The sequence below is a fragment of the Streptomyces sp. NPDC001604 genome, assembly GCF_042893475.1.
In the GTDB taxonomy this organism is placed as follows: Bacteria; Actinomycetota; Actinomycetes; order Streptomycetales; family Streptomycetaceae; genus Streptomyces.
The window spans coordinates 116,307-140,909 of the sequence record NZ_JBIAUY010000012.1 but is presented as its reverse complement, the minus strand read 5'-3'; the positions used below and the strand labels follow the sequence as shown (position 1 = coordinate 140,909).

Genomic DNA, 24,603 nt, shown 5'->3' with positions numbered 1-24,603 from the left:
GAGGTATAAATGACCGAGGAGTTCCTAACTCCACGGCAGGTGGCAGAGCAGTACCCGTTCACCCCGAGCCAGCTCGCCACCTGGCGCTGGATGGGGCTGGGGCCGGACTACATCAAGACCACGCCCGGCAGGGGTGGCCGCATCAAGTACCGCCGCAGCGCCATCGAGCGCTGGCTGGACGAGCACACCATCAGCCCTCAGGAGGCCGCGTGAGCAAGTCATCTCAGCCCACGCTCGCCGAAATCCGGAAGTGGCCAGCCACGGTCAGTGTGCCGCTCGCCGCTCAGGCCCTCGGCTGCAGCAAGAGCCACCTGCACGAGCGCATCAAGGCTGGCGACAGCCCCGTAAAGATCATCCCGTTCGGTAGCCGCTACGTCGTCATCACCGCCGACCTCGTGCGCCTGCTCAGCGGAGGAACCGAGGCCGCCTGATGACCCAGAACGCAGAAACGCCCCGGGCGGAATCCGGGGCGTTTCCAGAAGACCGAACGGCGGCACGCAGCAGGTCTGTCCATGCCACCGTAGCGCAGCCCTCAGACATGCCGGTAGCTCGCCCCGTTCCCGTACAGACCTCCGGCCGGACCGAATTCGCGGCCCGCTGCCCCAACTGCCGCGATTGGCACCGGCACGTCGGCCTCGGCGAACGCCGCGCCCCCTGCGGAGTCGTCTACCTGCTCGAATTCGCCAGCAAGGCCAAGGGGGCGGCATGAACGACAGCACCACGCCGCCGAACACCCAGTGCGGCCACTGGATCGGATCCGAACAGCGGTACTGCCGCAGCGATGACACCATCCGCCGGTACCTCCAGGGCTGCCGCTCCCCGATGCACACGCCTCGCGCGCTGCAGGGACTCCCCGAGATCCCACCCGGGCCCGGAATCCCCGCACTCCGGGAGGCGACCGCATGAACAACTGGCAGAACGCCCTCGACAACGCCCTGCAAGCCGCAGAGCGCGGCTTCGGTGTCTTCCCCTTGTCCCGCAACAAGGTGCCCGCCATCCCGTCCCCGCACGACAAGGACCACCGCTGCAGCGGCCTGCACGAGTGCGGAGCCTTCGGCCACGGCGTCGGCGACGCCAGCACCTGCCCCGACATCATTCGCATGGGGTTCGAACAGGCCCGCCACGCAGCCGGATACGGCGTCGCCTGCGGCGCCGGACCGCTCCCGCTCATCGGCATCGACCTCGACCGGAAGAACGGCGTCGACGGAGTCGAGCAGCTGCTGCAGCTGGCAGCCAAGCATGGGTTCACGATCCCCCAGACCGTGACCGTCTGCACCCCGTCCGGCGGCCTGCACCTCTGGTTCACGGGTCCCGCTGGGACCTCTGTCCCGAACTCGGCAAGCAGAGTCGCCCCCGGAATCGACGTCCGCGGCACCCGCGGATATCTCGTCGGACCCGGCAGCCGAGGCAGGACCGGCGAGTACGTCATCCACCACATCACCACGACGGAGCCGACCGTTCACCCCATCCCCGAGCAGCTGCTACAGCTGCTCATCCCTCCGCCAGCACCCACCTTCCGGCAGCCACTCCCACGGCGCGTAGCCAGCCCGCGCGGCAGCGTCCTCGACGGCCTGGTCAACTTCGTCGCCACATCCGCCCAAGGGGCCCGGAACGACCGCCTGTTCTGGGCTGCCTGCCGGGCATGGGAGCACGTGCGGAATGAGCATCTCGCGGCCGACGAGGTGGAGGGTGCCCTCATCTCGGCGGCTGTCGGGGTGGGACTGGGTGAGCGCGCGGCAGAGAACACCGTTTCGTCAGCCCGAAAGAAGGTGGGCGCGTGACCGAGCCGTACACCCAGCCGGCCGCAGCCCCCAGGCTGCGCGTCGTACCGCTGCCGAGAAACTCCCACGGAGGACACCTCGGCATGGCTGAACGCTTCCTGGAGCAGCACTCCGACGCCCTGCGGTACGTCCACGGAATCGGCTGGCACCACTGGGACGGTGCCCGCTGGAAGCTCGACGAGGAACGCATCGACGTCGAGGCCGCCATCAGCACCACCAAGCGAGCCCTCGCCGAAGTCCTCCGCATGGACAAGTCCCCGCAGCGGGACGCCCTGTACGCCGACGTGAAGAAGTCGGAGAGCGCCTCCGGCATCGAAGGCATGCTGAAGCTGGCCAGCGCGCTAAAGCCGATCTCAACTGCCTCGCGGGCGCTGGACGCTGACCCGTACTTCTTCAACACGCCGGCCGGAACGGTCGACCTGCAAGAGGGCACGATCAAGGACAACGACCGCAACGACCTGATCACCAAGGTCGCCGGTGGCGCCATGGGCGAGGACCGCAACGAGGAGTGGGAAGCGTTCCTCAAGCGGATCCTGCCCGACGAGGACGTCCGGGCCTTCGTGCAGCGGCTGTTCGGCTACGCCATGCTCGGCAAACAGACCGAACACGTCATGCCGATCTTCACCGGCACCGGAGCCAACGGCAAAGGCACCCTCCGCGACGCCCTCATGGCCGCGTTCGGCGACTACTGCATCGAGGTCGACCCCGCCCTGCTCATGGAGTCCAAGCACGAGCGGCACGGAGCCTTCAAAATGCGGCTCCGAGGCGCCCGCCTGGCCTTCTGCTCCGAGACGGAGAAGGGCCGCAAGTTCGCCGAGGCCACCATGAAACGCCTCGTCGGCGGCGACCAGATCGAAGCCAACCTCATGCACAAGAACCCGATCACCTTCGACCCGTCACACACCCTGGTCATGCTGACGAACCATCTGCCGGCCGTCAGCGGCGACGACCCCGCTGTATGGCGGCGCATCCTCGTCGTCCCCTTCGACGTCGTGATCCCGGAGGAGGAGCGCGACGGCGAACTCCCCGAGCGGCTGAAGCGGGCGACGGAGGCCGTACTCGCATGGGCCTACGCCGGATGGATCGACTACCAGAAGCAGGGCCTCAACCCGCCCGAGGCGGTACGGGTCCGCACCGAGCAGTACAAGGCCGACAGCGACACCCTCGGCCGCTTCCTGAACGAGCGGACCATCCCCGGAGCGCACGGCTACGTCCGCGCCAGGGAGCTCTTCCAAGCGTGGTCCAAGTGGTGCCACGACAGCGGCATCAAGCCCGACGAGATCGGCTCCGAAGTCGCATTCGCGACGTCCATGAAGGCCCGCGGCTTCGAGAAGAAGGCCCGCAACATCGGGGCCGTCTGGCTCGGTCTGATGCTCGCGGGCGACGAGGAGGACGAAGCGGCGTGACCTGCGGAAACGTGGTGAGAGTGGTGGGTTGTTGTGGGTCTCCCTAAAACCTTCCATGTGTGCGCGTATAGGAGTTTCGGAAAACCCGCCACAACCCACCACCCACCACCCGGCAACCGGCCTCGGGCCACCCCACCCCTCGCCCGTAGATGCTCAACCCCACCCACCCCAGCCACCCACCGGGAGCAACTGTGGTCAGTCACGTCGAGCAGGCGGTCGCGGCGCGGATAGCCGCGGCCAGGCGCCGGACCGAGGACATGCGACGGCAGCGCGCCGACCTCGCCGCCGCACGCAGGCGCGGGCTAGCAGCACGCCACGCACAGAAGCTCGCCAACCTGCGTGGTGCAGACGGCAACGCAGGTACGGGGCAGAGCCCCACGGCTGAGCCGAACCGTGGCGATACGACCACGGTTGCCGAGGATCAGGCGTGAAGCGCGTACAGCGGCGCTGCGCCGTATGCGACCGCCCACTGCCGTCAGGCAAGGGCCGGCCCTGCGTGCGCGGGTGCGGCGCCTGGCTCTGCCGCATCCGACGACAGCCCCAGTGCAGTGACGTACACGGTGGGCAGTGCGCCCACCTCCAACTACCAGAGGACACGGCAGCATGACGAACCAGCAGCGCATGCGCGCCCTACTCGACCAGCGGGCGCAGCAGAGCAGGCGACGAGACGAGCAGCGCAGCAGCAGGCAGGCCAACGCCCTCGCCCGAGGGCAGTGGTGGGCAACGAGGCGCAGCAGCAAGATGCGCAGCCGAGTACGACGGACCGCGACATGAAGCGCCGGCACGTCGACGTCGAGATGGCCGGCAGGGACATCCTCGCCGCCGTCGCCAGCATCGCCATCGACCCGCGATGCCCGGAGTGCGGAGGACCCGCGCAGCTGGACACCGACGACCGCGGGCACGTCCTGGTCGCCATCGAGCACAGGGCGGACTGCGAGCACGCCCGGGATGGGCAAGAGCGCAGGTGAACGCACCACAATGGAGCGAATTGGGCATTTTTGACATAGGTCTCTTTTGACCCGCCCACACCTAAAAATCCTCTCCCCCCGCGCAAAAAACGCCACGGGCGGATGATCATGAACATCGGAATTTTGCTGGTGGATCTTCCCTGACCCCGCCCACACGCCGCTCGCAACCTGTACGGGTTTGAGAATGCGGCTGGAGCCCTTCGGGGCTTCTCGGGGATCTTCGGGAGGGATTCGCTGGAAGTCGCTCTCATCCGGTGGCTTTCGCCTCGCCGGGGGCGTTCTCTTCCTTGCTGAATAGCCTCTCACCTGCGGGTTTTCCCGTCAAGCGGTTCGGCGGAACGGTTCGCACTTCCGTTGTTGCGATCTCGGGCGTACCTTGATCTCAGCTCCATCTGAGCAACTCCCCTGGCACTGGGGGTTGCTGGCAGGCCTGGCACTGGCCGCACGGATGTTGAGCGAGTCCTGGCACTGGACGACGAATCCGTCTATCCAGCATCACCGAAGCCCTGGCACTGGGAACCGCGATGCGCGTCCCATCTGGGGTTTTCCGTGCCTGTCAAGAATGACCCGTACACCGACGCGATGTTCAAGCGGCTCGTCGCGAAGCGCGAGCAGACCGCGAAGAACCGCGAACGCGCCCTCGCGAAGCGCAAGGCCATCACGGACCTGGCGGAGGAGGAGCGCCGCGACTACCTGCACCCCGAAGAGGATGCCGAGTTCCGCGAGTTCACCGTGCACATCAAGCACCTCGACTCCGAACTCAAGCACCTCGACGAGCGTATTCAGGAGCTGTCCGAGGAGGCGGAGCGGTCCGCCACGCTGACGGACGGCGCACTCGCGGTGCAGCGTGCCCGTACCCGTGTGGAGTCGGTTCGTGAGGGCCGCACCTACGAGCAGGGCAACGGCCGCAGCTACCTGCAGGATCTGGCTCGCCTGCAGCTCAACATGGACACGACCGGGGAGGCCCGGGAGCGTCTGATGCGGCACGCCCGCGACGTCGCCGAGGCCGCTGCGAGCCCCGAGTACCGCGACCTGTCCCGCACCGACGGGGCTGGCGGCTACGCGGTTCCGCCGCTGTGGCTGATGAGCCAGTACGTCGAGCTGGCGCGCGCCGGCCGCGCCTACGCGAACCTGTGCAACACGCAGCCCCTTCCGGCCGGTACGGACTCCATCAACATTCCGAAGATGGCGACTGGCACGGCGACGGCGATCCAGACGGCCGACAACGGCGCGGTCGCCGAGACCGACCTCACCGACACTTCGGTGACCGCTCCGGTCCGCACGATCGCCGGTCAGCAGGACGTGGCGATCCAGCTGCTCGACCAGTCGCCGATCTCGTTCGATCAGATCGTGTTCCGTGACCTGGTCGCCGACTACGCGACGAAGCTGGATCTGCAGGTCATCAGCGGCAGCGGAAGCTCCGGCCAGGTGACTGGTGTCCGGAGCACGTCCGGGATCACGACGATCACGTACACCTCGGCGACGCCGACCGTGTCGCAGCTGTATTCGAAGATCGCCGATGCGGTGCAGCGGATCCACACCCTGCGGTTCGCCCCGCCGTCGGTCATCGTGATGCATCCGCGCCGGTGGGCCTACCTGCTCGCTGCGTCCGACTCCAATGGCCGGCCCCTCGTCGTCCCCGACAGCGGCAACCCGCAGAACGCGGCGGCCACGCTCGGCGCGGTGGCGGCCCAGCAGGTCGTTGGCCAAATGCACGGCTTGCCCGTGGTGACGGACCCGTCGATGCCGACGGCGCTCGGCGCGGGCACCAACGAGGACGTCGTGCACGTCGTGCGTGCGAGCGACCTGCTGCTCTTCGAGTCCGGTATCCGCTCCCGCGTCCTGCCGGATGTGGGCTCCGGGACGCTGACTGTACGACTCCAGTGCTACGGCTATCTGGCCTTCACCGCTGCGCGCTATCCCGCAAGCGTAGTTGAGATCACTGGCTCCGGATTGGCGGCTCCGAGCTTCTGACCTGCGGGTTTGGGTGTCGAGGATTGGGCATTCTCGCGCCGCTGGCGTGCCCCCGGGATGGCACTTCTCGGGTCCGGCGGCAGCACCCGTTCCCGTATGGCCGCGACGCCTTTCGCGCGGCCTGTGCCGGCCGGGTTTCTCGTCCTGGCGGGATCCCCGGCCGGCACCCACCCAACTGAATTTGCGCATGTTGTCGGAGTGACGGGGCGTGTTACCGTCAACTCAGTTAGGCGTTCTCGGTCTTGGACCGCGTAGCCGAATTGCCACGGCACCGACTTGGGGCACCGGTCGGTAGCCGCTCTGGATTCGGTGAAGCACACAACGGACTGTGGCGTAACGCGGAAGTTGATATTGCTCGGCCGCCGGTAGCGACAAGGCGCCGGCCGGCAGGTGAAACCTTTGGTTCACCTGAGGCACCTTCGGGTGTGGTGGCGAGCGGGCTCCCGTCGAGACAGCAGCGCACATTGCGCGGTCTTCGATGAGGAGCCTTTCTCATGTCCGACGTTCCCCGAACAGCAGCAGCCACGGCGGCCGTACAGCGGCACGCCGCAGAGCGCGCGCTCGACAACCCCGCCAAGCTCGACAGGGCCGTCCGTGTCGTGCGCCTGGCCCTCGAGCGCGGCCGTCTCCGCATCCCCGACGTCCTGCCCGCCGCCGCTCCCGTGGAGCTGCGTTCCTGCGATGGGGGGCGGCCGTGACGGAATGGCAAGAGTTCCTCGACGCGTGCCGAGCGTGGGAGGCCGCCCGGAAGAAGGCGGTGTCCGAGGCCCACATGGCCATGCGCTACAAGGCGGGAAACACCAATCACGTCCTGGAGTACGAGGACTTGGGCCGCCGGGCCGGGATTGCCGCGGGTGCGGAGTTCGAGCGGACGGTTGTCCGTCCGGCGTGGGAGGGCGTTCCCGGGTTCGGCAACAACTGCCGTCTCTGGTACGTCAGCGAGGCGGATCTGCCGCCCGCCGCACGATCGGACGCAGTGTCATGAACCGGGTCGAGTACGCGGCCGGCGACGACCCTTTGTACGGGCCGAACCCGCTCACGCTGCGCGGCATGTTCCCGCCGCACTGGGGCGAAGCGCCCGACAGTCCTGCGGCTCTGCCCGACTGGATCCAGGCGAATGCGGTCCGGGACGGCGCCGCCAAGGGTCATCCGTCCGCCGTTCAGGTCGTGCTGGAGAAGCGCCGTGAGGATCCCTCGGCTGTGCGGGAGCGTGCGGCGGTCGCCGAGGCCCACCGGCAGCGCCGCGACCACCTTCAGCAGCTCCGTCTGAACTGCCCCTGATCTTGGGGCGGGTGTCAAACGCGCTTCAACCATCGCGCGCAAGGTCCGCCAAGACCCCGTTCTCGGCGAGCGGTACCTGCACCCGCCCCTCACAGACTTCCGAAAGTGAGGCGGCATGGCTTCCACGGCCATCGTCTACAGCGTCATAGCCCGTGATGCGGCGTCGAGGACGTTCCACAGCATCGGCCGGGCCGCGGGCCGAACGGACAGCACGCTGGCCAAGCTCGGTCGTACCGCGAAGATTGCCGGCGAGGCCCTCGCGGTGGGTCTGGCCGTGGGGTTGGGCGAGTCGGCGAAGCAGGCGGCTGAATTCCAGTCGTCGATGACGAAGATCTCCACGCAGGCGGGCGGCACTGCGAAGGACGTCAAAGTCCTCTCCGATCAGGTGCTGAAGCTGGGAAGGGTCACCCAGCAGGGCCCGCAGCAGCTGTCGGAAGCCCTGTACCACCTGAAGTCGGTCGGCATGGACAACGTCGACGCGATGAAGGCGCTGAAGCAGGCCTCGGATCTGGCGGCGGTGGGCGGTTCGTCGTTGGAGGAGACGACGAACGCCTTGGCGGGCGCCTGGCGGACGGGCATCAAGGGCGCGGGCAGCTTCCACGAGGCCGTGTCCACCGTGAACGCCATCATCGGCGCCGGCAACATGCGCATGGAGCAATTCACTGAGGCCATCGGCACGGGCATCCTGCCGTCGGCCAAGACGTTCGGTCTCAGTCTGAAGCAGGTCGGTGCCGCTCTCGCCCTCATGACCGACGAGGGAATCCCCGCCGTTGACGCGGCGACCCGGCTGCGCATGTCGTTCTCGCTGCTGGGTGCCCCGTCGGGGGCGGCGGAGAAGCAGCTGAAGAAGATCGGCCTCAGCGGTATCCAGCTGGCGAATGCCATGCGGTCGAAGGACGGTCTGATTGGCGCCATTTCCCTGCTGAAGACCCACCTCGACAAGTCGGGGATGTCCGCCGCGCAGCAGTCTCAGGTGCTCTCGCGGGCGTTCGGTGGCGGCCGTTCCTCGTCGGCGATCCTCACCCTCATCAACAACTTGGACGTGTTGCGCAAAAAGCAGGACCAGGTCAACCGGACAACGGGCCGGTTCGACGACGCGGTGAAGATGCAGCGGAGGACAGCGGAGGCTCAGTGGCACCTGCTCACCTCCAATCTTGAGGTGATGGGCATTCGGGTCGGCACGAAGGTGCTGCCGCCGCTGACGCGCTTCGTGCAGTTCCTGTCCGGCACGGCGATGCCCGCGGCCGGCAGGTTCGGCCGGGCGATCGGCAAGCTGATCCCGGTCGAGGACATCAAGCGCCGTTTCGGCGAGGCGAAAGGCCTCGTCTCGGACTTCTTCGGCGGTCTGCACGGCCAGAAGGCGGCGGTGCTGCCGACGCCGATGCTGAAGGCGCCCGCAGTGCCGAAGATGCTGGCCGCGCCGAAGTCGGACGCCGCGCAGCTCGGTTCCCAGGTTCACGACGCGATCGCGGGCGGCTTCAAAGACATCGACTGGAGCCATCTCGGCTCCGTGCTCGGCAAGGGCCTCGGCTCCGCCTTTCAATGGATCGTCTCGCACGGCGCCGAACTGGCGAAGAAGCTGGGTCAGGCCATCGGCGCCATCGACTGGGTCGACGTCGGCAAGCAGTTCGGCACGATCGCCCTGCCCCTGGCGATCGGCTTCGTCAACAACCTCTTCGAGCCCCTGTTCCACAAGGACTTTTGGAAGAAGCACTGGCTCGACACGATCCTCGCCGCGATATCGGTTGTGCCGATCGGCAAGGTCGTCGGCGTCACCGGCAAGCTCCTGTCGAAGGTGCCCTGGGGCAAGGTGGGCGAGGCGCTCGACCACATCCCGTGGGGCAAGCTGATCCCGTTCGCAGAGAAGCTCGCCAAGGCGGCCGGACCCATCTTCCTGAAGATCAACGAGTTCGTGGGCAAGCTGGCCCTGCGGTTCATCGAGGCGTTCGCCCGCAGGTTCCCGCGGATCGCCCGGTTCTTCTATGAGCAGATGCTTCTGCTGCCCGTCCGCCTCGGCGACCTCGGCCGGCTCCTGGCCCGCAAGGGCGCCCAGGCAACCGCGAAGATGGGCCAGGCCCTGATCGAGCACATCCCCGGCATGGGCAACCGGTTCATCCGGTTCACGCTGAAGGTGTTCGGCCGCTTCACCCTGTGGCACACCGGCCTCAACCTGGCCAAGTCGCTGCTGTCCGGCATCTGGTCTCGCATGAAGGACGTCGGCAGCTGGCTCAAGAGCCACGTGGTCGATCCCGTCGTGAACTGGGTGAAAAGCGGGTTCGGGATCGCGTCCCCCTCGAAGGTGTTCATCGGGATCGGCCGCAATCTGATCTCCGGTCTCAAGGGCGGCATCGTCGGCGCAGTGAAGGGGATCGGCGGCTGGATCGTCGACCACATCATCAGCCCGGTCCGGGGCCCCTTCTCGCATAGCGGTTCGTGGCTGCCCGGCCGGGGAAGCGCCATGGTGGCGGGCCTCAAGTCCGGCGTCTGGTCTGTCGGCAAGACCATCGGCGGCTGGATCGGCTCGCACGTCATCAACCCCCTCAAGGGCCCGTTCGCCCACAGCGGCAGCCTCCTCGTCTCCAAGGGGCGGGCGCTGATCATCGGCCTGCGGACTGGCATCACCGGCGCTATGAAAGGCATCGGGAGCTGGGTCAAGGGTGCAGTGGTTGACCCGATCGTCAGTTGGGTCAAACGGCACTTTGGGATCAACTCGCCGTCGAAGGTGTTCATCCGGATCGGTAAGTCGCTCACCAAGGGCCTGGTCATGGGTATGGCCAAGACCCACCCCAAGGAGATCGCCCAGAAGGTGTTCGGGAGCCTGCCCAACGCGCTGGGCGGCTTCATCAAGCATGGGCTCATCTCGGCGAAGAACCTCGGCTCAAAGGCTCTCAAGGCGCTCGGCGGCCTTGGGGGAGACCTGCTCGGCCTGCTCGGGCTGGGTGGCGGCGGGGGCGGCTCGTCGAAGAATCAGCAGATCGGCCAGCTCCTCGCTGCTGCACGCGGCTGGTCGGGCCCGCAGTGGGCTGCCCTGAAGCAGTTGTGGAACGGTGAAAGCGGCTGGTCCGAGACGGCCCTGAACAAGAGCTCGGGCGCCTTCGGCATCCCGCAGGCGCTCCCGGCGAGCAAGATGGCGTCGGCGGGCTCCGACTGGAAGACCAACCCTTCCACGCAGATCAAGTGGGGCCTCAGCTACATCGCGTCCCGCTACGGCAACCCGATGAACGCCTACAGCGCGTGGCTCTCGCGCTCTCCGCACTGGTACGCGAAGGGAACCGGCGGCGCCGCCAGGGGCCTGGCCTGGGTGGGCGAAAAGGGCCCGGAGCTGGTCAACTTCAAGGGCGGCGAGGACGTCCTGTCGCACCCGCAGTCCATGGCGTTCGCCAAGACGCACGGGATCAAACTGCCCGGCTACGCGTCTGGCACCCTGATGAACGCCGCGGACCGCGTGCACCGCGACAAGCAGCGGGTGGAGGACGCCAAGGACGCCCTCGCGAACGCCAAGCGCCGGCACAAGGGTGTGGCCGCAGCCGAGAAGCGGCTGGAGGCGGCACGGAAGGAACTGAAGGCCGCCGAGATCGCCCTGCGCAACGCCCAGCGGTCGGCGAAGACGTCGATCAGCAACACCATCGCCACCGGCCTGCTGAAGAAGCTGGAGACCGGCACGTCATCGGCTATCGCCTCAGCGATCAAGTCGCTGGCGACGAAACTGTTGAATGCCGGGTTCAACCGGACCGCGGCGAGCATCCAGAAGCGGGGCGCCAAACTGGAGTCGCTCGCCGACAAGCGGGCCGCCATCCAGAAGCGCATCGCTGAGGCCAACCAGTATGCCGCCGACCAGGCCTCGAACATCCGCGACTTCCTGAGCATCTCCGGTACGTCAGCCACGGACGTCAGTAGCCTCATCTCGCAGGCCACCGCACAGCAGAAGACTGCCTCGGGCTTTGTCGCTCTGTCGAAGTCGCTGAAGGCGCGGGGCGCCAGCAAGGACTTGCTGCAGCAGCTCTCCGACGCGGGTCCGGGCAGCCAGCTCGCGACCATCCTCGGCGCGAAGAACGTCACCACAACGGACATCGACAAGCTGAACAAGCTGATGGCGTCCGGCGGGAAGCTGGCCACGTCGTTCGGCAAGGACATGGCCGACATGATGTACGACAGTGGCAAGGATGCTTCGAAGGGCTTCCTGGCGGGCCTGAAGAGCCAGGAAAAGGCCCTGGGCAAGCAGATGGCGAAGCTCGCCAAGGATCTCATCGCCGCCATCAAGAAGGCCCTGAAGATCAAGAGCCCGAGTGGTGTCTTCCGCGACGAGGTCGGCAAGCAGGTGGTGCTCGGCTGGGTCGCCGGCATGGATGCTCACGGGCACCTCGTCGGATCCTCCGCGCAGCGGCTCGCGGACACGTCCATGGGTGTCTCGCTGCGGCGCCGCTACGTGCCCACCGCGGGCCGTTCAGGCGCTCGGCAGGATGACGGTCTGTGGGAGCGGGTGGCGACTGCGCTGGAGTCCTTCGAAGGCACCGATGTGCACGTCCACTTCGACGACGAGCGGCTGAAGGACCTGATCGACGTCCGGGTCACGCCGAAGGTGAAGGCCTCGGAGCGCACGCAGGCCTTCCGGGCAAAGGTCGGCCGGCGCTGATGGGAAAGCCCCGGCCGGGATCGGCGTCCGGCCGGGGCCTGGTCCCGCCCGCCCCCGGAGATCACGGGGTATGAGGACGGGCGGGCTGTCCCGTGCCCGGCACACCGTCGCGCCGGGTACGGGCGTCTAACGCCACTCGGTGTGCGCGTACACGTCCTTGTGCGAGCCCGAGCTGTGCGGCGGCCAGGTGCAGCGGCCGGGACCGTGCGGGTTACGGGTCCAGCAGTAGCCGGCGGCCCTGCCGGCCGCCAGGGACGCCTGCTCTCCGCGTGGCTTGTCGGTGTCGGTCCGGCGTTCGGTGGACGAGGTCACGAGGTGCCTCCTGGTGCTTTGGGGTGCCGCGTGGCGTGGTGGATCAGGATTCGGGCGAGCACGCGGATCGGGGCAGGGTCCGGCACGACGAGTTCGGCGTGCTCGCGGTGCGCCCATACGTCCCAGCCGGGGCCGCTGTTGCCTGCCTCGTAGCCGACCAGGACGGCGTCATCCGGGTCGGTGATCGGCTCGTCGCAGGCCCGGCAGATGTGCAGGGCGGGCGTCATCGCCGGCCGCCGAACTGCTCGTAGTGGTCGCACAGCGCGTTGAGGACCCGGGCCAGGCGCCGAGCGTGACCGACCGGACCGCCGTACCTGCGGCAGGGCTCGGCTTCGAGCCTGCTGCGCGCCTCCCACACCACCCCGAGCGCGCCGTAGCGGACGACGCTCCCCGGATTCAGCTTCCGGGCCGCTTCCTCGACATCCGGGATGATCAGTTCGAGATGGCCGCGCACCGTTTGGGTGACCGTCTCCAGCTCGGCGCCGACCGGCGGCAGCACATCCGGGATCCCGTCCGGATCCAGCAGACGGCTCACGGTCTCGCGCATCGTCTCGATATCCGGCGGGGCTTGCTCCTGTCCTGCCGCCGCGGGCGGGTGCGTGGTACTTGTAGCCATGTCGGCGCTCCCTCAAAGCGTTGGCCACGCCCGGGGCCGTTCGCGCGGCCGCCGGGGTTATGTCATCTGGTCAGGATCTTGTGACGCATGGTGTTCGCTCGATCCCCCACCGGTAATCTCACTGTGGGATGGCTTTCCATCCCGTCCGCGATACCGGGGGGCCGCGCCATGGGAACAGCACTCCAGCCGATCGAACTGCCTGACTGGGCATGGGAGCGCGCCGAGGTACGGCAGGCGCTGCGGGCGCGGGACATGGGCGCCGTGTTCCGGTGCGTGCAGCAGTACGCCGGTGCGAGTCAGGCGCGTATCGCCGCTGCGGCCGGGATGACGCAGGCCCGCGTCAACGAGATCATCAATGGCCGCCGTGAGGTATCCCGCCTCGACGTGTACGAGCGGATCGCGGACGGCCTTCACATGCCCGACGACGCCCGGCATCTGCTCGGCCTCGCCGCCAGCAGGGAGAAGCGTGCGGGCGGTGTGGCCTTCGATCTCGCCGCGTTCCCGGAAGTCGTGCGTGTGTACGCCGCGCAGACCTCTGCGGCTGAGGAGATTCAGCAGCACGCCCGTGAGGCACAGGAGTTGGATGTCCTCGCCGTGCGCGGCCTCGGACTGATCGGGTTGAACGACAGCCTGCTACGCGCCTGTCTCCCACGCGAACAGGGCGGCAAGGGGCTCCGCGTCCGGATCGCTCTCCTCGACCCGGACAGCGACGCCCTGGTACGCCGGGCGGCCGAGATCGGCGAGTCTGCCGAGTCCCTTGCGTCCGGTGTCCGGCTGGCCGAGGCGCGACTGCGGGAGCTCGCCGACTCCTGCGACATCGGCGTGTGGCGATACAGGATGCTGCCCACCTGGCGGCTCATCCACACCGACGACACGATGTTCGTCGGTGCCTTCGACTCGGGATGGGAAGGCCACGAGTCGGCCACCTACAAGGTGATGGCGACGCCGCACGGCCCCCTGTACCGGGGCTTTCGGCGCATGTTCGAGGCGGTCGTCGACGGAGCGGAACGCTCGGTGTGACCAGGAGAAGGGAAGACCGGCCGGTGATCGAAGCGGAGTTGAAGGCACGCGTGCACGCCCCCGAGGCGGTGCTGCGGCAGCTGGACGAACGGGCGACGGCGCGCGTCGAGGTCTACCAGGACACCTACTACGACCGCGGTGACGGGGCTCTGGAGAAGGCGGACCAGGAGCTGCGGGTGCGCACCGTGCACGGCGCTGACGGCCGCCGCACGGTCCTCACCTTCAAGGACGCGGCCGTTGACGAGGAGTCTGGGTCGAAGCCCGAGCACGAGACGCAGGTCGCCGACTCGGAAGCCGCGCACGCCATCCTGCAGGGCCTCGGCTACGTGCCGGTCATCGCCTTCCAGAAGCGCTGCCGCAACTACGAGTTCGAGGCACACGGCCGGCAACTGCTGGCCACGCTCGTGCAAGTGCCCGAGCTCGACGGCACTTTCCTCGAAGTCGAGACCCTCGTCGACGAGGACCAGGTGAACGCGGCCCTCGATGATGTCCGCGCTGTGCTCGCGGACCTCGGGATCGGCCCGGAGGATCTAACGCGGGAGTTGTATACGGACGCGGTCGCCGCACAGCGCCGCTGACCTCACAAACACGAAAGGCCCCCGTACCGTGCCCGGTGGAGTGCGGGCGCGGGCCGGAGGCCTGGTCGTGAAACGAGCAGGGAGGGAGGCATCAGAGGGGAGGCCAACACCCCGTTTCCGGGGGTCTGGACGTCTCTCTGACGGTGCCTCCCTTGCCTCCCTGAATGGCCATTTCCGCAGGTCATGTACAGGGAGGCAGGGTGGGGAGGCGGGTAGGGAGAACTCCCTCAGTCCTCGGCCCCTCCCTCGTCGTCGGGAGCGTCCTCGTCGCGGGCGGCGATGGCTTCGAGGATGCGGTCGAGGCTGACGTGCTGGCGTCCGCCGGTCTTGTACTCGCCGTGGCCGGCCTCGTCGAGGACGCTCCGCAGGTTCCTGAACGACCAGCTGCCGTACTCGACCGGGTTGAGATCCTGCAGGCCGCGCAGCACGTCCTGCGTGAGCATCTTCGGGTCGTGCCCGAGCACCTTGGCGATGTCGGCGAGATGGTCGGCGGGGGCGAAGGTGGGCACCTCCCACGTGCCGCCGTCGTTCTTGTACGCCTTCAGGGCGCGCTCGACGACCGGGGTGATCTCGTCGATGCCTGCCTCTTTCCGCACGAAGTACGAGCGGATCAGGCCCGGGGTCTTGCCGAAACCGGCCGCCATCGCGGTGCCCTGGTCCTCGCCCGCGACCAGCGTCGTCGCCGAGTACCCGTTCTTGTGCATGCCGGTGCCGAGGATCGCGTCGTTGCCCTGGTGATCGTTGATGGCGAACGCGACCCGGTGGGACACGGTCTTGGAGATCCCGCGCGGGAGGCTCGCCGCATCTGCATCGGGGGTGATCCACAGCAGCGTGATGGCCGTTTTCCTGGCCTTCTTGGTGACCTTCAGCGCCAGTTCCTTGGCTTCCTTGCCGTGCTCCTTGTTGGTGAACAGCTCGTGGACCTCGTCGAATACGACGATCCGGGGACGCATGGACGGGTCGCGTTCCGCCATCTCGCGAGTGACCTTGGTGTCCGTACCGATGCGTTCCAGCTCCTGCCCGCGGCGGGACACCTCTCCGGCCAGGGCACGCAGCGTGTCCATGGCCGCAACGACATGCTCGGGGTCGTCGCCCTTGACCAGGCTCCGCAGCCGGGGCCGCATCGCGTCGTAGTCGTTGTTGAACGCCAGGACGTGCACGTCGATCTCGACCAGCGGGTCAAGCATCGCGCCGAGCAGCAGGGCGATAACCAGCGACGACTTACCGGATCCCATGATCCCGGCGATCAGATAGTTCGCCGCCATCAGCCGGCCGATGACCTGCTCGCCGCGGGCGTTGAGTGCGACGGGCACACCGCGGAAGAAGTCGGTCGTTCCCTCCTTCAGGAGCGGCCAGGGCGGTACCGGCTTGGTGAGGACGCCAGGGTCGGCGACCCACAGGTCCAGCACGCCGGCCTGGTCGCGCGGCTCCGTCGGCCACACCTCGATCGGCTTGCGCATCAGGTTGTGCGCCAGCGTCGACTTCTTGTCGGCGACCATCTCGACGGGCACGCCCTCGGGCAACTGCAATTGCGCATGCCAGCCGTTCCCCGACCGGGTCGACGGCTGCACCCAGCGCGGCTTCCAGCCCTCCTTGAGGGCCTTGTTCAGCGGCGGAAGGTTCAGGTTCTGCAGCGCGCGCATGATGGCGTTCTCATCAGGCACGACGTCCCGCTCGTCGCCGTCGACGGGAAGCGCCCACGTGGGCGCGGTCCGCTGGGCACGACCCACGGACCACACGCCGAGCAGGGCAAGCAGCGGCGCCGAGTACAGCAGCGGCTCCCAGATGACGCCGGCCAGGAACGCCACCCAGCCGACGAACTCGATCGCCGCGTTCAGCGGGGCCAGCACGTCACGGACGTCGTGCCGGTACCAGGCGAGCATGATGCCCAGCATCAGCAGCAGCCCACCGGCGGACACGACCGCGCTGAACACGGCCTTCGGCAGGTTGATGGCCAGCTGCAGCAGGTCCATGCGCCTCTTGTGCCGGGCGAACCGGTAGGCATAGGCCCGCTGTTCCCACTTGGTCACCATCTCCTCGTTGCCGGCCGCCTCGGCGATCCTCATGAACCGGTGGTGCATGGCGGTGGTGCGGGCCTCCCAGGTACGGCGGGCGAGGACGCGAGTACCGCCCCACACGTAGGAGCCGTGCCGGACTGTGAAGCGGTATGTCGGGTGCTGGCGGGCGTCGACGAAGATGCGGCGCAGCGAGTCGATACGGATACGACGCCGGGGGCGTACCTCAGTCTCGGCAGCCTCGGGTACGGGTGTACCCGGCGTACCTGTCTTGTCGAGTACGACGGGTACAGGCGTACCTGGCTCCTCGACGTTGGCGGGGGCGTGAAGGTCGGTCATGATGTGATCTCCGGTTGCTCCAAGGGGTGATCGGGTGCACGGGGCGGCCGGTGTACCTGTGCCGGGTACGGCCGCCCCGTGGCGTACCTACTTCTTGTTCTTGCGGCGCTCGGCCTGCTGCTCGATGCGTCGGACCTTGCGCTGCAGGTCGCTCAGGTCGACCGTGGGGCCGGCGATCCCGCGCTTTGCCATCCGGGCGTGCAGGGCGACGAGGTGCAGCTGCTCGCCGCGGGTGAAGTCGGAGAACTTCAGGTCATCCGCCATGGGTTCCTCCTGGTCAGCGGGTCTGCTGGTCGGCGGCAGCGTTCATCTGCTGGAGCGTGGCGGTGAGGTTGCCGTCGTTCTCCAGGAGGGCTTCCTTGATGGCGTTGGCGACGCCCTGCACGTCTCCGCGCTCCTTGGCGGCGAGGACTTCGGCGACCTTGTCGTTGATGAACTTGCTGGTCATTGGGGTCTCCCTAGTCAGTGGTTGTTGAGGTAGTCGCGCCACATCGAGCGCAGGATGATCAGGCAAGCCGTCGCGCACGGGGCGGCGATCGCCACGGCGAGGAAGCCCAGGGCGAGGCCGATGGAGCCGACCCCCACGGCCAGGGCGAGGCCGATCCACTTGCCGACGTTCACCGGCTCACGGTGCTGGTGCTGGCAGGCGGCCGGCTGCTGCGGCTGCATCGCCTGAGCGATGGCCTGGCCGATCAGGACGGCCTGCGCAATCTCCAACTGCTTGGAGTCCTTGGATGCTTCGGAGACGGCCTCAAGGGCCTTCTTCAGGGCGTCGTCGCTCATCGCGCCCACCTGCGCAGCCGGGGAAGGTGCGGGCGGAGGGCGAGGCCGGCGGCGAATGCCAGCAGGATGGGCTTGGCGAGGAGCCAGGCCACGACTGCGGCCACGACGGTCAGCGCGGCCGGGTAGAGCAGCAGGGCGGCCAGGACGGCACCCAGTAGCAGCCACTTCATGACGACACCCCCTGACCTGCCAGCTTCGGCAGAGCCTCACGGAACGCTTCCTGGAACTCCTTGGCCTTGGGCTGGCCGACGCTCAGCCGCTCCTTGATGACGCGGATGGACGGCAGTTCTCCAGCGGTCAGTTCGTCCTTGAACTGCTCGGCCGCCCAGCCCACTTCCATCGCCGTATACCGGTCCGTGAGGGACGGCTCAGGTACGTCCTCGGGCTCAAGCTCGGGGCGGGTACGCAGGGCGCGGTGCAGCTCTCCCGGGCACTCGAAAACGGGAAGCAGGCGGACGCCTTCAGGTACGGCCTCGGGTACGGCAGGTACAGGCTCCGGCAGCGCCGGGTACGTCTCAGGTTCGGCGGGTACGCGCTCGACCTCGACGGCCGCCGCGTACTCGACGAGGGTGTCGGTAGTGGCGACCTCCTCGACGCGCAGAGCGTGCACCCGCCACAGGACGAGCGGGGCGATTGCCGACACAGCGACGACGAGCGGCACGTTCACCGGCAGCAGGCCGGCCGTGACGAGATGGCTCGCCGCGTTCACGCCGATCATGGCCACGACCGCGGCAAGCACGTCCCTGTGGGCGCGCATCGCCCGGACCGTGTAGACGTCGAGGGCGCCCGGCACGGCCGCGGCAACCCACTCGTTGAAGCCGACCGCGCGCGCCAACTCGTACTCGGCGGACGCGGTGGCGACCAGGGCCGCCGCGAGGGCGGCCCACTTCAGAACGTCGTTCTTCACTGCCCAACCTCCAGTTGGGACACTCGGGCGGCGCGACACGCGAGCAGGCAGATGCCTTCGTGGTCGCCGAGCCGTTGCGCGGTGAGCAGGTCGGCGAGGATCGCCGGCATCGAGGGAGTCGGCCGCGGCGTGCGCTCGCAGGCCCGTAAGGCTGCGTGCTCCGTCGGCCGCGGAATCTGGACGTAGCGGCTCACGACTCCGCCCTCCGCAGCCGGTCCAGCTCGTTGGCCTTGGAGTAGAGGCGGCCGGCGTGCAGGCCGACCTCGGCGCCCAGCTCACGCAGCTCGTCAGGGGTCATGCCGGGGAACTCGTCGACGTCGACGAGAATCTCCGACTGGCGGACGGCGAACGGCGCCCAGGCGATCCGGGCGGGCAGGAACTCGACGCCCGCGTACTCGCCGGTCACCGTCACACCGACGTGCGTCACATCGACGCGGTCGACGATCTGCTCGCCGTCGTGACCCGTGCACCAGACCGGCTCGTCGACGGTGATCCGGCCGGCGTCGAGCGTGTCGAGCGTGACCGTGCCGTCCCCGTACTCCGGGCGCTGCACGGGCCGCTCCTCCGGCTCCCACCGCAGCGGGTACGCGCGGTCCATCGCCCGCCGCAGGGCCTGCATCTGCTCCGGATGGTCGCCCCGCTCGATCTGGCCGGCCACCGTCTCGACGAGGGCGTCCAACTCCAGCGAGGAGATGCCCGCGCAGGCCGCCTCGACGTCGGACCGGATCTGCTCGACCGTCATGTCGTCCGGACTGCGCTCGATGTTCGTCGTCGCGTAGCCGTCCGCCAGGAGCGCGAACAGCTCAAAGCGAGACATCAGGAAATCGACGCGCACCACGACGTGAGGCTTCGGCTGGTCATCGTGCACGTTCTGCCTCTCCGTCGGCCCGTACAGCGGGGCCGGGCCCTCGCCGCGCTCGGCGGCGAGGAACCTGGCGGCAGCAGGGAAGCGGCGCTCGACAGCGCTCACGCGGTCCACCCCCGGCGGCGGGCCTTCACGGCGAGACGGCGAGCGTCACGCTTCGGCAGCAGGTCGACCGTGAGACGGACGCGCCGGGTGTCGACGTTCTGGTTACGCCTGGGCATCAGACGGCACCACCCTGGCGGACCTGGCGCAGCGCCTCGTCCATGTCCGGGTCCGAGTCGCCGACCGTCTGGTTCGCCAAGCGGGCGATACGCGCCTGGTGGCGCAGCTCCGACGCGAATCCGATCGCCTCGTCCGCCAGCTTCTCCGCCATGTCCGGCGTGAGGTGGCAGAACTCGTTACCCCCGGCGTCCTGCACCTCGATGTGGGCCTGCCGGTACTCGATGTCCGAAGCCACCGGGTCGGCCTCGACCCAGGCGTGCAGCTGGACCGGGTAGGCGCCGTACCCGAACGTCGGAACGTTCACGGAGGCCACGGGGCCGCGGTGCATGACGTCCGACAGCTCACGTACCGGCTCGCTGAGGTGCTCCTCCGACGAGCACCACGTCGGGCACTCGATCAGGACGATCACGGACGTGTCGTTGGTGGCGCCGACCTTCGCCGGCACGAACCGGTGACCCGGACGCGGCTTCGGCAGCTCGTAGCAGTTGGCGGGCGTGCTCATGGGAAGCTGTCCCATAGCGGTCTCCTGGTAGCTCAGGTAGATCCGTCAGGCCCCGTATCGGTGTTGCGAGCACCGATGTGGGGCCGCTTCCGTTTCGGAAGCCGATGCTTCGACTATAGGTTGAAGCGAACCTAATTTCAACTCATCGATCGAAGGGGATTCTGACCGCACCGACGTCTCACATCCGTCTCACGGACGCGCGTGGGGGTGCACGGTTCAGCGAGCCGTGACCTGCGGTTTCTCACACTCTGTGGACGGTGCGAGCCCCTCACGGACGGCAGGTAAACTCCGTACACGTGACTTCTGCTCCCGCCAAGCCCCGCATCCCGAACGTCCTCGCCGGACGCTACGCCTCCGCCGAGCTCGCCACGCTCTGGTCGCCCGAGCAGAAGGTGAAGCTGGAGCGGCAGCTCTGGCTCGCCGTGCTCAAGGCCCAGAAGGACCTCGGCATCGAGGTGCCGGACGCGGCGATCGCCGACTACGAGCGTGTCCTCGACACCGTCGACCTGGCCTCGATCGCCGAGCGCGAGAAGGTCACGCGCCACGACGTGAAGGCGCGGATCGAGGAGTTCAACGACCTCGCGGGGCACGAGCACGTGCACAAGGGCATGACCTCCCGCGACCTCACCGAGAACGTGGAGCAGCTGCAGATCCGGCTCTCCCTGGAGCTGATGCGCGACCGCACGGTGGCGGTCCTGGCGCGGCTCGGCAAGCTGGCGGGCGAGTACGGCGAGCTGGTCATGGCCGGCCGCTCCCACAATGTGGCAGCGCAGGCCACCACACTCGGCAAGCGCTTCGCGACCGCCGCCGACGAGCTGCTCGTCGCGTACGGCCGGGTCGAGGAGCTCCTGGGCCGCTACCCGCTGCGCGGCATCAAGGGCCCGGTGGGTACGGCGCAGGACATGCTGGACCTGCTGGGCGGCGAGGCGGGCAAGCTGGCCGACCTGGAGAACCGGATCGCCCGGCACCTGGGCTTCTCGCAGGCGTTCACCTCGGTCGGCCAGGTCTACCCGCGGTCGCTGGACTACGAGGTCGTGACCGCGCTGGTGCAGCTGGCGGCGGCCCCCTCCTCGCTCGCGAAGACGATCCGTCTGATGGCCGGTCACGAGCTGGTGACCGAGGGCTTCAAGCCGGGCCAGGTCGGCTCCTCGGCGATGCCGCACAAGATGAACACCCGCTCCTGCGAGCGCGTCAACGGCCTGATGGTCGTCCTGCGCGGCTACGCGTCGATGACCGGCGAACTGGCCGGCGACCAGTGGAACGAGGGCGACGTGTCCTGCTCGGTGGTGCGCCGGGTCGCGCTGCCCGACGCGTTCTTCGCGCTGGACGGTCTGCTGGAGACCTTCCTCACCGTGCTGGACGAGTTCGGTGCGTTCCCGGCGGTCGTGGCCCGTGAGCTGGACCGCTACCTTCCGTTCCTGGCCACGACCAAGGTGCTGATGGGTGCGGTGCGCGCGGGAGTGGGCCGTGAGGTGGCGCACGAGGCCATCAAGGAGAACGCCGTCGCCTCCGCCCTCGCGATGCGCGAGCAGGGTGCCGAGCGCAACGAGCTCCTGGACAAGCTGGCCGCCGACGAGCGCATCCCGCTCGACCGCGCCCAGCTGGACGCGCTGATGGCCGACAAGCTGTCCTTCACAGGCGCCGCCGCCGACCAGGTCGCCGTGGTGGTCGGCCGTATCGAGGAGATCGTCAAGCAGCACCCGGAGGCGGCGGGCTACACGCCGGGGGCGATCCTCTGACCCGCTTCACCCCGGCGGAACTGGAGGCCGCCCGCGACCGTCTCGTCCCGGACGTGGTCGCGGACGGCCTTTCTGTACTCTTTTGCGGCATCAATCCTGGTTTGATGACGGCAGCGACGGGCCATCACTTCGCCCGCCCCGGCAACCGCTTCTGGCCGGTGCTGCATCGCTCGGGCTTCACGCCCCGGCTCTTGAAGCCGTCGGAGCAGAGCGAGTTACTGTCGTACGGGCTGGGCATCACGAACGTCGTGGCCAGGGCGACGGCGCGGGCCGACGAGATCGGTCCGGAGGAGTACCGCGAGGGCGGGCGGCTGCTGGCGCTGAAGGTGGCACGGCTGCAGCCGCGCTGGCTGGCGGTGGTGGGAGTCACCGCGTACCGGGTGGCGTTCGACGACCGCAGGGCCCAAGTGGGGCCGCAGGGGCGGACGTTCGGGGAGACACGGGTGTGGGTGCTGCCCAATCCGAGCGGGCTGAACGCGCACTGGACGGTGGAGACGATGGCGGAGGAGTTCGCGCGCCTGAGGGCGGCGGCGGGCTCCTGAAGATCAGACGGGGTCTATGTCCGAGGCCACGGCGAGCAGGGGGGCCTCGTCGGTTTCACCCCGGTCGGCGATGCCGAGGGCGATCCAGCGTTCGGTGCCGGGCGGCTGCCACAGGTTCAGCTGCTGCGTGAGGATGCTCGTCGCCAGCCAGGGTTCCGGTATGTCCTCGCCGCGGTCGATGCGCACGCGGAGCGTGGGCATGCCCCATGGGTGGTGCTGCTCGCCCCAACGGGCGTTCAGCACCTGGGAGATCCACTCTCCGAGCACATGCACGTCGTCCCCGTCCACTAACCGCACGATGCGGTAACCGGATCCCGCCAGGAACAGATCCGACCCGCTGTACTCCGCGGAGAGATCCGCAGTGCACAGCGCATCGATCGTGGCGAGGTGCTTGTCCATGTCCATGTGATCCAGTATTGCGGCCGCCACTGACAATTGGCGGCGCGTCAACCGCCTTCAGTCGTCAGGCATCGCGCCGCCGTACGCTCCACGCCCCCGCGAGCAGCGCGGCCGCCGTCCACAGTCCCGTCACCGCAAGCCCGGTCCACGGCCCGAGGGCGCCGTCCCACCTCCCGTGGAACACCACCTGCCCCGCCCGGTCCGGCAGGACGTCCGCCACGGAACCGGACACGTCCCCGATGACGAAGGACACGGTGAGCAGGAACGGGATCAGGATGCTCAGCGTGGCGACACCGCTGCGCAGCACGGCTGTCAGGCCTGCCGCGAGCAGCGCCATCAGCGTGAGATAGAAGGCGCAGCCGGCGACTCCACGCAGTTCCTCGCCCCAGGTCAGCCCGTCCGCCTTCGTCCCGAGCACCGCCTTGCCGACAGCGAGGCTCACCCCTCCCGTCGCCAGACCGACCCCTAGCACGGGCAGGGCGATCGCCACCGCCTTGGCGACGAACCACCGGCCGCGCCGCGGCACCGCGGCCAACGTGACGCGCAGGGCGCCGCCCCGGAACTCGGACGACACGGCGGTCGTGCCGAAGGCGATCGCCGCGATCTGCCCGAGACTGACGCCGAAGAACACCGAGAACAACGGGTCGAAGTCCGCGCCTTCGGTGTCGCTTCCGGCAAGCGCCGAGAACGCGGTGGTGGCGAGCAGGACGGCGGCCAGGCTGCCGACGAGCGAGCGCAGCGTACGGATCTTGAGCCACTCCGAGTGGAGCAAGGGCGTGAATTCCATGGTCAGGCCTCCTGGTGCGGTGCGGTGAACTCGGTTTCTGCGCCGGTCAGGTCCAGATAGGCCTGCTCCAACGTGCCCTCTTCCGCCGCCAGTTCGAGCAGCGGCACACCGGCGGCGGAGGCGAGGCGACCGATGTCGTCCACGCGTGCGTGGTCCACGATCCAGCGCCCGTCCCCGTGCTCGACGGCGTCGTGGCCGTGCCGGGCGAGAACGCTCTTGAGTGCCGTGGGGTCCGTCGTCCGGATCCGCACGCGAGGCTGCACGCGTGCGTCGATGAACTCCCGCATCGGGGTGTCGGCCAGCAGCCGTCCGCGTCCCAGGACGACGAGGTGGTCGGCGAAGGACGCGGTCTCGTTCATGAGATGGCTGGAGACCAGGACCGTACGGCCCTCGCCCGCGAGCCGGCGCAGCAACGCGCGGATCCAGATGATGCCTTCGGGGTCGAGGCCGTTGGAGGGTTCGTCGAGCATGACCACCTGGGGCTCGCCCAGCAGCGCGGCGGCGATGCCCAGGCGCTGGCGCATGCCGAGGGAGTACGTCTTCACCTGGCGTCGCGCCACCGATGCGAGCCCGGTCTCCGCGAGCACCTCGTCGACCCGGCGCTGCGGGATGCGGTTGCTCGCCGCCAGGATGCGCAGGTGGTGGCGGCCGGTACGGGAGCCGTGGGCGGCCCGGGCGTCGAGCAGGGCGCCGACGTGGCGCAGCGGTTCGTGCAGCGCGGCGTAGGGGCGGGCACCGATCGTGGCGGAGCCGGAGGTGGGCCGGTCGAGGCCGAGGACGAGCCGCATGGTGGTGGACTTTCCGGCGCCGTTGGGGCCGAGGAAGCCGGTGACACGGCCGGGGCGGACGCTGAAGGTCAGGTCGTCCACGGCGCGCAGGTTGCCGTACTCCTTGGTGAGGTTCTGGACGTCGATGCTGGTCATGGCAGCAGCGT

General features: G+C 68.5%; 32 protein-coding genes. 17 read left to right on the top strand and 15 right to left on the bottom strand.

Annotated elements, in window-relative coordinates:
* Positions 1-9: 9 nt before the first annotated feature.
* From ACFY1E_RS29255 to ACFY1E_RS29195, 13 genes are all read left to right on the top strand, one after another.
* Complete coding sequence (locus ACFY1E_RS29255; protein ID WP_389080765.1) at positions 10-213, top strand: helix-turn-helix transcriptional regulator; 204 nt, start codon at positions 10-12, stop codon at positions 211-213.
* Positions 210-431, top strand: coding sequence for a DNA-binding protein (locus ACFY1E_RS29250; RefSeq protein WP_389080763.1), 222 nt, complete (start codon positions 210-212; stop codon positions 429-431). The genes ACFY1E_RS29255 and ACFY1E_RS29250 overlap by 4 nt, the downstream gene beginning before the upstream one ends.
* Before the next feature lie 107 nt (positions 432-538).
* A complete protein-coding gene (locus tag ACFY1E_RS29245) occupies positions 539-709 on the top strand; it encodes a hypothetical protein (protein WP_389080760.1) in 171 nt (56 codons plus the stop codon).
* A complete protein-coding gene (locus ACFY1E_RS29240; protein WP_389080758.1) occupies positions 706-906 on the top strand; it encodes a hypothetical protein in 201 nt (66 codons plus the stop codon). The genes ACFY1E_RS29245 and ACFY1E_RS29240 overlap by 4 nt, the downstream gene beginning before the upstream one ends.
* Positions 903-1,781 carry a bifunctional DNA primase/polymerase gene (locus ACFY1E_RS29235; protein ID WP_389080755.1) on the top strand — a complete coding sequence of 293 codons (879 nt, stop codon included), beginning with the start codon at positions 903-905 and terminating at the stop codon, positions 1,779-1,781. Before ACFY1E_RS29240 ends, ACFY1E_RS29235 begins: the two co-directional genes overlap by 4 nt.
* Positions 1,778-3,187, top strand: coding sequence for a phage/plasmid primase, P4 family (locus ACFY1E_RS29230; RefSeq protein WP_389080753.1), 1,410 nt, complete (start codon positions 1,778-1,780; stop codon positions 3,185-3,187). Before ACFY1E_RS29235 ends, ACFY1E_RS29230 begins: the two co-directional genes overlap by 4 nt.
* A gap of 603 nt (positions 3,188-3,790) precedes the next feature.
* Positions 3,791-3,961, top strand: a complete 171-nt coding sequence (locus ACFY1E_RS29225; protein ID WP_389080751.1) for a hypothetical protein — start codon at positions 3,791-3,793, stop codon at positions 3,959-3,961.
* On the top strand, positions 3,958-4,155 hold the full coding sequence (locus ACFY1E_RS29220) for a hypothetical protein (RefSeq protein ID WP_389080749.1): 198 nt from the start codon (positions 3,958-3,960) through the stop codon (positions 4,153-4,155). Before ACFY1E_RS29225 ends, ACFY1E_RS29220 begins: the two co-directional genes overlap by 4 nt.
* A gap of 549 nt (positions 4,156-4,704) precedes the next feature.
* The gene (locus tag ACFY1E_RS29215; protein ID WP_389080747.1) at positions 4,705-6,129 is read left to right on the top strand and encodes a phage major capsid protein; all 1,425 of its coding nucleotides are present in this window, start codon (positions 4,705-4,707) and stop codon (positions 6,127-6,129) included.
* Between the two features lie 494 nt (positions 6,130-6,623).
* A complete protein-coding gene (locus ACFY1E_RS29210) occupies positions 6,624-6,827 on the top strand; it encodes a hypothetical protein (protein ID WP_389080744.1) in 204 nt (67 codons plus the stop codon).
* Positions 6,824-7,114: a hypothetical protein gene (locus ACFY1E_RS29205; RefSeq protein WP_389080742.1), complete on the top strand. Its 291-nt coding sequence runs from the start codon at positions 6,824-6,826 to the stop codon at positions 7,112-7,114. Before ACFY1E_RS29210 ends, ACFY1E_RS29205 begins: the two co-directional genes overlap by 4 nt.
* Positions 7,111-7,410, top strand: coding sequence for a hypothetical protein (locus tag ACFY1E_RS29200; protein WP_389080739.1), 300 nt, complete (start codon positions 7,111-7,113; stop codon positions 7,408-7,410). Before ACFY1E_RS29205 ends, ACFY1E_RS29200 begins: the two co-directional genes overlap by 4 nt.
* A gap of 115 nt (positions 7,411-7,525) precedes the next feature.
* Complete coding sequence (locus tag ACFY1E_RS29195; protein ID WP_389080737.1) at positions 7,526-12,043, top strand: phage tail tape measure protein; 4,518 nt, start codon at positions 7,526-7,528, stop codon at positions 12,041-12,043.
* Between the two features lie 126 nt (positions 12,044-12,169).
* Here the strand turns inward: ACFY1E_RS29195 and ACFY1E_RS29190 are convergent, their stop codons facing one another.
* Genes ACFY1E_RS29190 through ACFY1E_RS29180 form a run of 3 tightly spaced genes read right to left on the bottom strand, consistent with a single transcriptional unit; the run spans position 12,170 to position 12,971 of the window.
* On the bottom strand, positions 12,170-12,355 hold the full coding sequence (locus ACFY1E_RS29190) for a hypothetical protein (RefSeq protein ID WP_389080734.1): 186 nt from the start codon (positions 12,353-12,355) through the stop codon (positions 12,170-12,172).
* Positions 12,352-12,582 carry a hypothetical protein gene (locus ACFY1E_RS29185; RefSeq protein WP_389080732.1) on the bottom strand — a complete coding sequence of 77 codons (231 nt, stop codon included), beginning with the start codon at positions 12,580-12,582 and terminating at the stop codon, positions 12,352-12,354. The genes ACFY1E_RS29190 and ACFY1E_RS29185 overlap by 4 nt, the downstream gene beginning before the upstream one ends.
* Entirely contained in the window at positions 12,579-12,971 is a 393-nt protein-coding gene (locus ACFY1E_RS29180; protein WP_389080729.1) for a DUF6415 family natural product biosynthesis protein, read from the bottom strand. Before ACFY1E_RS29180 ends, ACFY1E_RS29185 begins: the two co-directional genes overlap by 4 nt.
* A gap of 168 nt (positions 12,972-13,139) precedes the next feature.
* Here ACFY1E_RS29180 and ACFY1E_RS29175 point away from each other — a divergent pair, with 168 nt between their 5' ends.
* Complete coding sequence (locus ACFY1E_RS29175; protein ID WP_389080727.1) at positions 13,140-13,991, top strand: helix-turn-helix domain-containing protein; 852 nt, start codon at positions 13,140-13,142, stop codon at positions 13,989-13,991.
* 23 nt (positions 13,992-14,014) lie between these two features.
* Complete coding sequence (gene cyaB / locus ACFY1E_RS29170) at positions 14,015-14,569, top strand: class IV adenylate cyclase (RefSeq protein WP_389081069.1); 555 nt, start codon at positions 14,015-14,017, stop codon at positions 14,567-14,569.
* Positions 14,570-14,796: 227 nt separating this feature from the next.
* Here cyaB and ACFY1E_RS29165 read toward each other — a convergent pair whose 3' ends face one another.
* From ACFY1E_RS29165 to ACFY1E_RS29125, 9 genes are all read right to left on the bottom strand, one after another.
* A complete protein-coding gene (locus ACFY1E_RS29165) occupies positions 14,797-16,923 on the bottom strand; it encodes a cell division protein FtsK (RefSeq protein WP_389080724.1) in 2,127 nt (708 codons plus the stop codon).
* Positions 16,924-17,010: 87 nt separating this feature from the next.
* Positions 17,011-17,187, bottom strand: coding sequence for a DUF6257 family protein (locus ACFY1E_RS29160; protein ID WP_389080722.1), 177 nt, complete (start codon positions 17,185-17,187; stop codon positions 17,011-17,013).
* 13 nt (positions 17,188-17,200) lie between these two features.
* Positions 17,201-17,371, bottom strand: coding sequence for a hypothetical protein (locus tag ACFY1E_RS29155; protein WP_389080720.1), 171 nt, complete (start codon positions 17,369-17,371; stop codon positions 17,201-17,203).
* 14 nt (positions 17,372-17,385) lie between these two features.
* Positions 17,386-17,706 (bottom strand): hypothetical protein, encoded by a 321-nt coding sequence (locus ACFY1E_RS29150; protein ID WP_389080717.1) that lies wholly within the window; start codon positions 17,704-17,706, stop codon positions 17,386-17,388.
* Positions 17,703-17,876, bottom strand: a complete 174-nt coding sequence (locus ACFY1E_RS29145; RefSeq protein ID WP_389080714.1) for a hypothetical protein — start codon at positions 17,874-17,876, stop codon at positions 17,703-17,705. The genes ACFY1E_RS29150 and ACFY1E_RS29145 overlap by 4 nt, the downstream gene beginning before the upstream one ends.
* Entirely contained in the window at positions 17,873-18,613 is a 741-nt protein-coding gene (locus tag ACFY1E_RS29140) for a hypothetical protein (protein WP_389080712.1), read from the bottom strand. The genes ACFY1E_RS29145 and ACFY1E_RS29140 overlap by 4 nt, the downstream gene beginning before the upstream one ends.
* Positions 18,610-18,807, bottom strand: coding sequence for a hypothetical protein (locus tag ACFY1E_RS29135; protein ID WP_389080710.1), 198 nt, complete (start codon positions 18,805-18,807; stop codon positions 18,610-18,612). Before ACFY1E_RS29135 ends, ACFY1E_RS29140 begins: the two co-directional genes overlap by 4 nt.
* A complete protein-coding gene (locus ACFY1E_RS29130) occupies positions 18,804-19,583 on the bottom strand; it encodes a DUF6907 domain-containing protein (protein ID WP_389080708.1) in 780 nt (259 codons plus the stop codon). The genes ACFY1E_RS29135 and ACFY1E_RS29130 overlap by 4 nt, the downstream gene beginning before the upstream one ends.
* 115 nt (positions 19,584-19,698) lie before the next feature.
* Entirely contained in the window at positions 19,699-20,217 is a 519-nt protein-coding gene (locus ACFY1E_RS29125) for a DUF6907 domain-containing protein (RefSeq protein ID WP_389080705.1), read from the bottom strand.
* Positions 20,218-20,498: 281 nt separating this feature from the next.
* On the opposite strand from ACFY1E_RS29125, the gene purB reads away from it, so the two are divergent.
* Together purB and mug are read left to right on the top strand one after the other, a co-directional pair.
* Entirely contained in the window at positions 20,499-21,941 is a 1,443-nt protein-coding gene (purB, locus tag ACFY1E_RS29120) for an adenylosuccinate lyase (RefSeq protein ID WP_389080703.1), read from the top strand.
* Positions 21,938-22,483, top strand: a complete 546-nt coding sequence (gene mug, locus ACFY1E_RS29115) for a G/U mismatch-specific DNA glycosylase (protein WP_389081067.1) — start codon at positions 21,938-21,940, stop codon at positions 22,481-22,483. The genes purB and mug overlap by 4 nt, the downstream gene beginning before the upstream one ends.
* Positions 22,484-22,486: 3 nt before the next feature.
* Here the strand turns inward: mug and ACFY1E_RS29110 are convergent, their stop codons facing one another.
* From ACFY1E_RS29110 to ACFY1E_RS29100, 3 genes are read right to left on the bottom strand one after another with little or no spacing between them, the layout of a single operon-like run.
* Entirely contained in the window at positions 22,487-22,888 is a 402-nt protein-coding gene (locus ACFY1E_RS29110; RefSeq protein ID WP_389080700.1) for a hypothetical protein, read from the bottom strand.
* A 58-nt stretch (positions 22,889-22,946) separates the two neighbouring features.
* Positions 22,947-23,669, bottom strand: coding sequence for an ABC transporter permease (locus ACFY1E_RS29105; RefSeq protein ID WP_389080699.1), 723 nt, complete (start codon positions 23,667-23,669; stop codon positions 22,947-22,949).
* Positions 23,670-23,671: 2 nt separating this feature from the next.
* On the bottom strand, positions 23,672-24,592 hold the full coding sequence (locus tag ACFY1E_RS29100; RefSeq protein ID WP_389080697.1) for an ABC transporter ATP-binding protein: 921 nt from the start codon (positions 24,590-24,592) through the stop codon (positions 23,672-23,674).
* Between the last annotated feature and the right edge of the window lie 11 nt (positions 24,593-24,603).

Coding starts and splice junctions, on each gene's coding strand:
- ACFY1E_RS29255 (WP_389080765.1), top strand. CDS start 10: ATGACCGAGGAGTTCCTAACTCCACGGCAGGTGGCAGAGCAGTACCCG.
- ACFY1E_RS29245 (WP_389080760.1), top strand. CDS start 539: ATGCCGGTAGCTCGCCCCGTTCCCGTACAGACCTCCGGCCGGACCGAA.
- ACFY1E_RS29240 (WP_389080758.1), top strand. CDS start 706: ATGAACGACAGCACCACGCCGCCGAACACCCAGTGCGGCCACTGGATC.
- ACFY1E_RS29235 (WP_389080755.1), top strand. CDS start 903: ATGAACAACTGGCAGAACGCCCTCGACAACGCCCTGCAAGCCGCAGAG.
- ACFY1E_RS29225 (WP_389080751.1), top strand. CDS start 3,791: ATGACGAACCAGCAGCGCATGCGCGCCCTACTCGACCAGCGGGCGCAG.
- ACFY1E_RS29220 (WP_389080749.1), top strand. CDS start 3,958: ATGAAGCGCCGGCACGTCGACGTCGAGATGGCCGGCAGGGACATCCTC.
- ACFY1E_RS29210 (WP_389080744.1), top strand. CDS start 6,624: ATGTCCGACGTTCCCCGAACAGCAGCAGCCACGGCGGCCGTACAGCGG.
- ACFY1E_RS29200 (WP_389080739.1), top strand. CDS start 7,111: ATGAACCGGGTCGAGTACGCGGCCGGCGACGACCCTTTGTACGGGCCG.
- ACFY1E_RS29195 (WP_389080737.1), top strand. CDS start 7,526: ATGGCTTCCACGGCCATCGTCTACAGCGTCATAGCCCGTGATGCGGCG.
- ACFY1E_RS29185 (WP_389080732.1), bottom strand. CDS start 12,582: ATGACGCCCGCCCTGCACATCTGCCGGGCCTGCGACGAGCCGATCACC.
- ACFY1E_RS29180 (WP_389080729.1), bottom strand. CDS start 12,971: ATGGCTACAAGTACCACGCACCCGCCCGCGGCGGCAGGACAGGAGCAA.
- ACFY1E_RS29175 (WP_389080727.1), top strand. CDS start 13,140: ATGGGAACAGCACTCCAGCCGATCGAACTGCCTGACTGGGCATGGGAG.
- ACFY1E_RS29165 (WP_389080724.1), bottom strand. CDS start 16,923: ATGACCGACCTTCACGCCCCCGCCAACGTCGAGGAGCCAGGTACGCCT.
- ACFY1E_RS29160 (WP_389080722.1), bottom strand. CDS start 17,187: ATGGCGGATGACCTGAAGTTCTCCGACTTCACCCGCGGCGAGCAGCTG.
- ACFY1E_RS29155 (WP_389080720.1), bottom strand. CDS start 17,371: ATGACCAGCAAGTTCATCAACGACAAGGTCGCCGAAGTCCTCGCCGCC.
- ACFY1E_RS29150 (WP_389080717.1), bottom strand. CDS start 17,706: ATGAGCGACGACGCCCTGAAGAAGGCCCTTGAGGCCGTCTCCGAAGCA.
- ACFY1E_RS29145 (WP_389080714.1), bottom strand. CDS start 17,876: ATGAAGTGGCTGCTACTGGGTGCCGTCCTGGCCGCCCTGCTGCTCTAC.
- ACFY1E_RS29125 (WP_389080705.1), bottom strand. CDS start 20,217: ATGGGACAGCTTCCCATGAGCACGCCCGCCAACTGCTACGAGCTGCCG.
- ACFY1E_RS29110 (WP_389080700.1), bottom strand. CDS start 22,888: ATGGACATGGACAAGCACCTCGCCACGATCGATGCGCTGTGCACTGCG.
- ACFY1E_RS29105 (WP_389080699.1), bottom strand. CDS start 23,669: ATGGAATTCACGCCCTTGCTCCACTCGGAGTGGCTCAAGATCCGTACG.
- ACFY1E_RS29100 (WP_389080697.1), bottom strand. CDS start 24,592: ATGACCAGCATCGACGTCCAGAACCTCACCAAGGAGTACGGCAACCTG.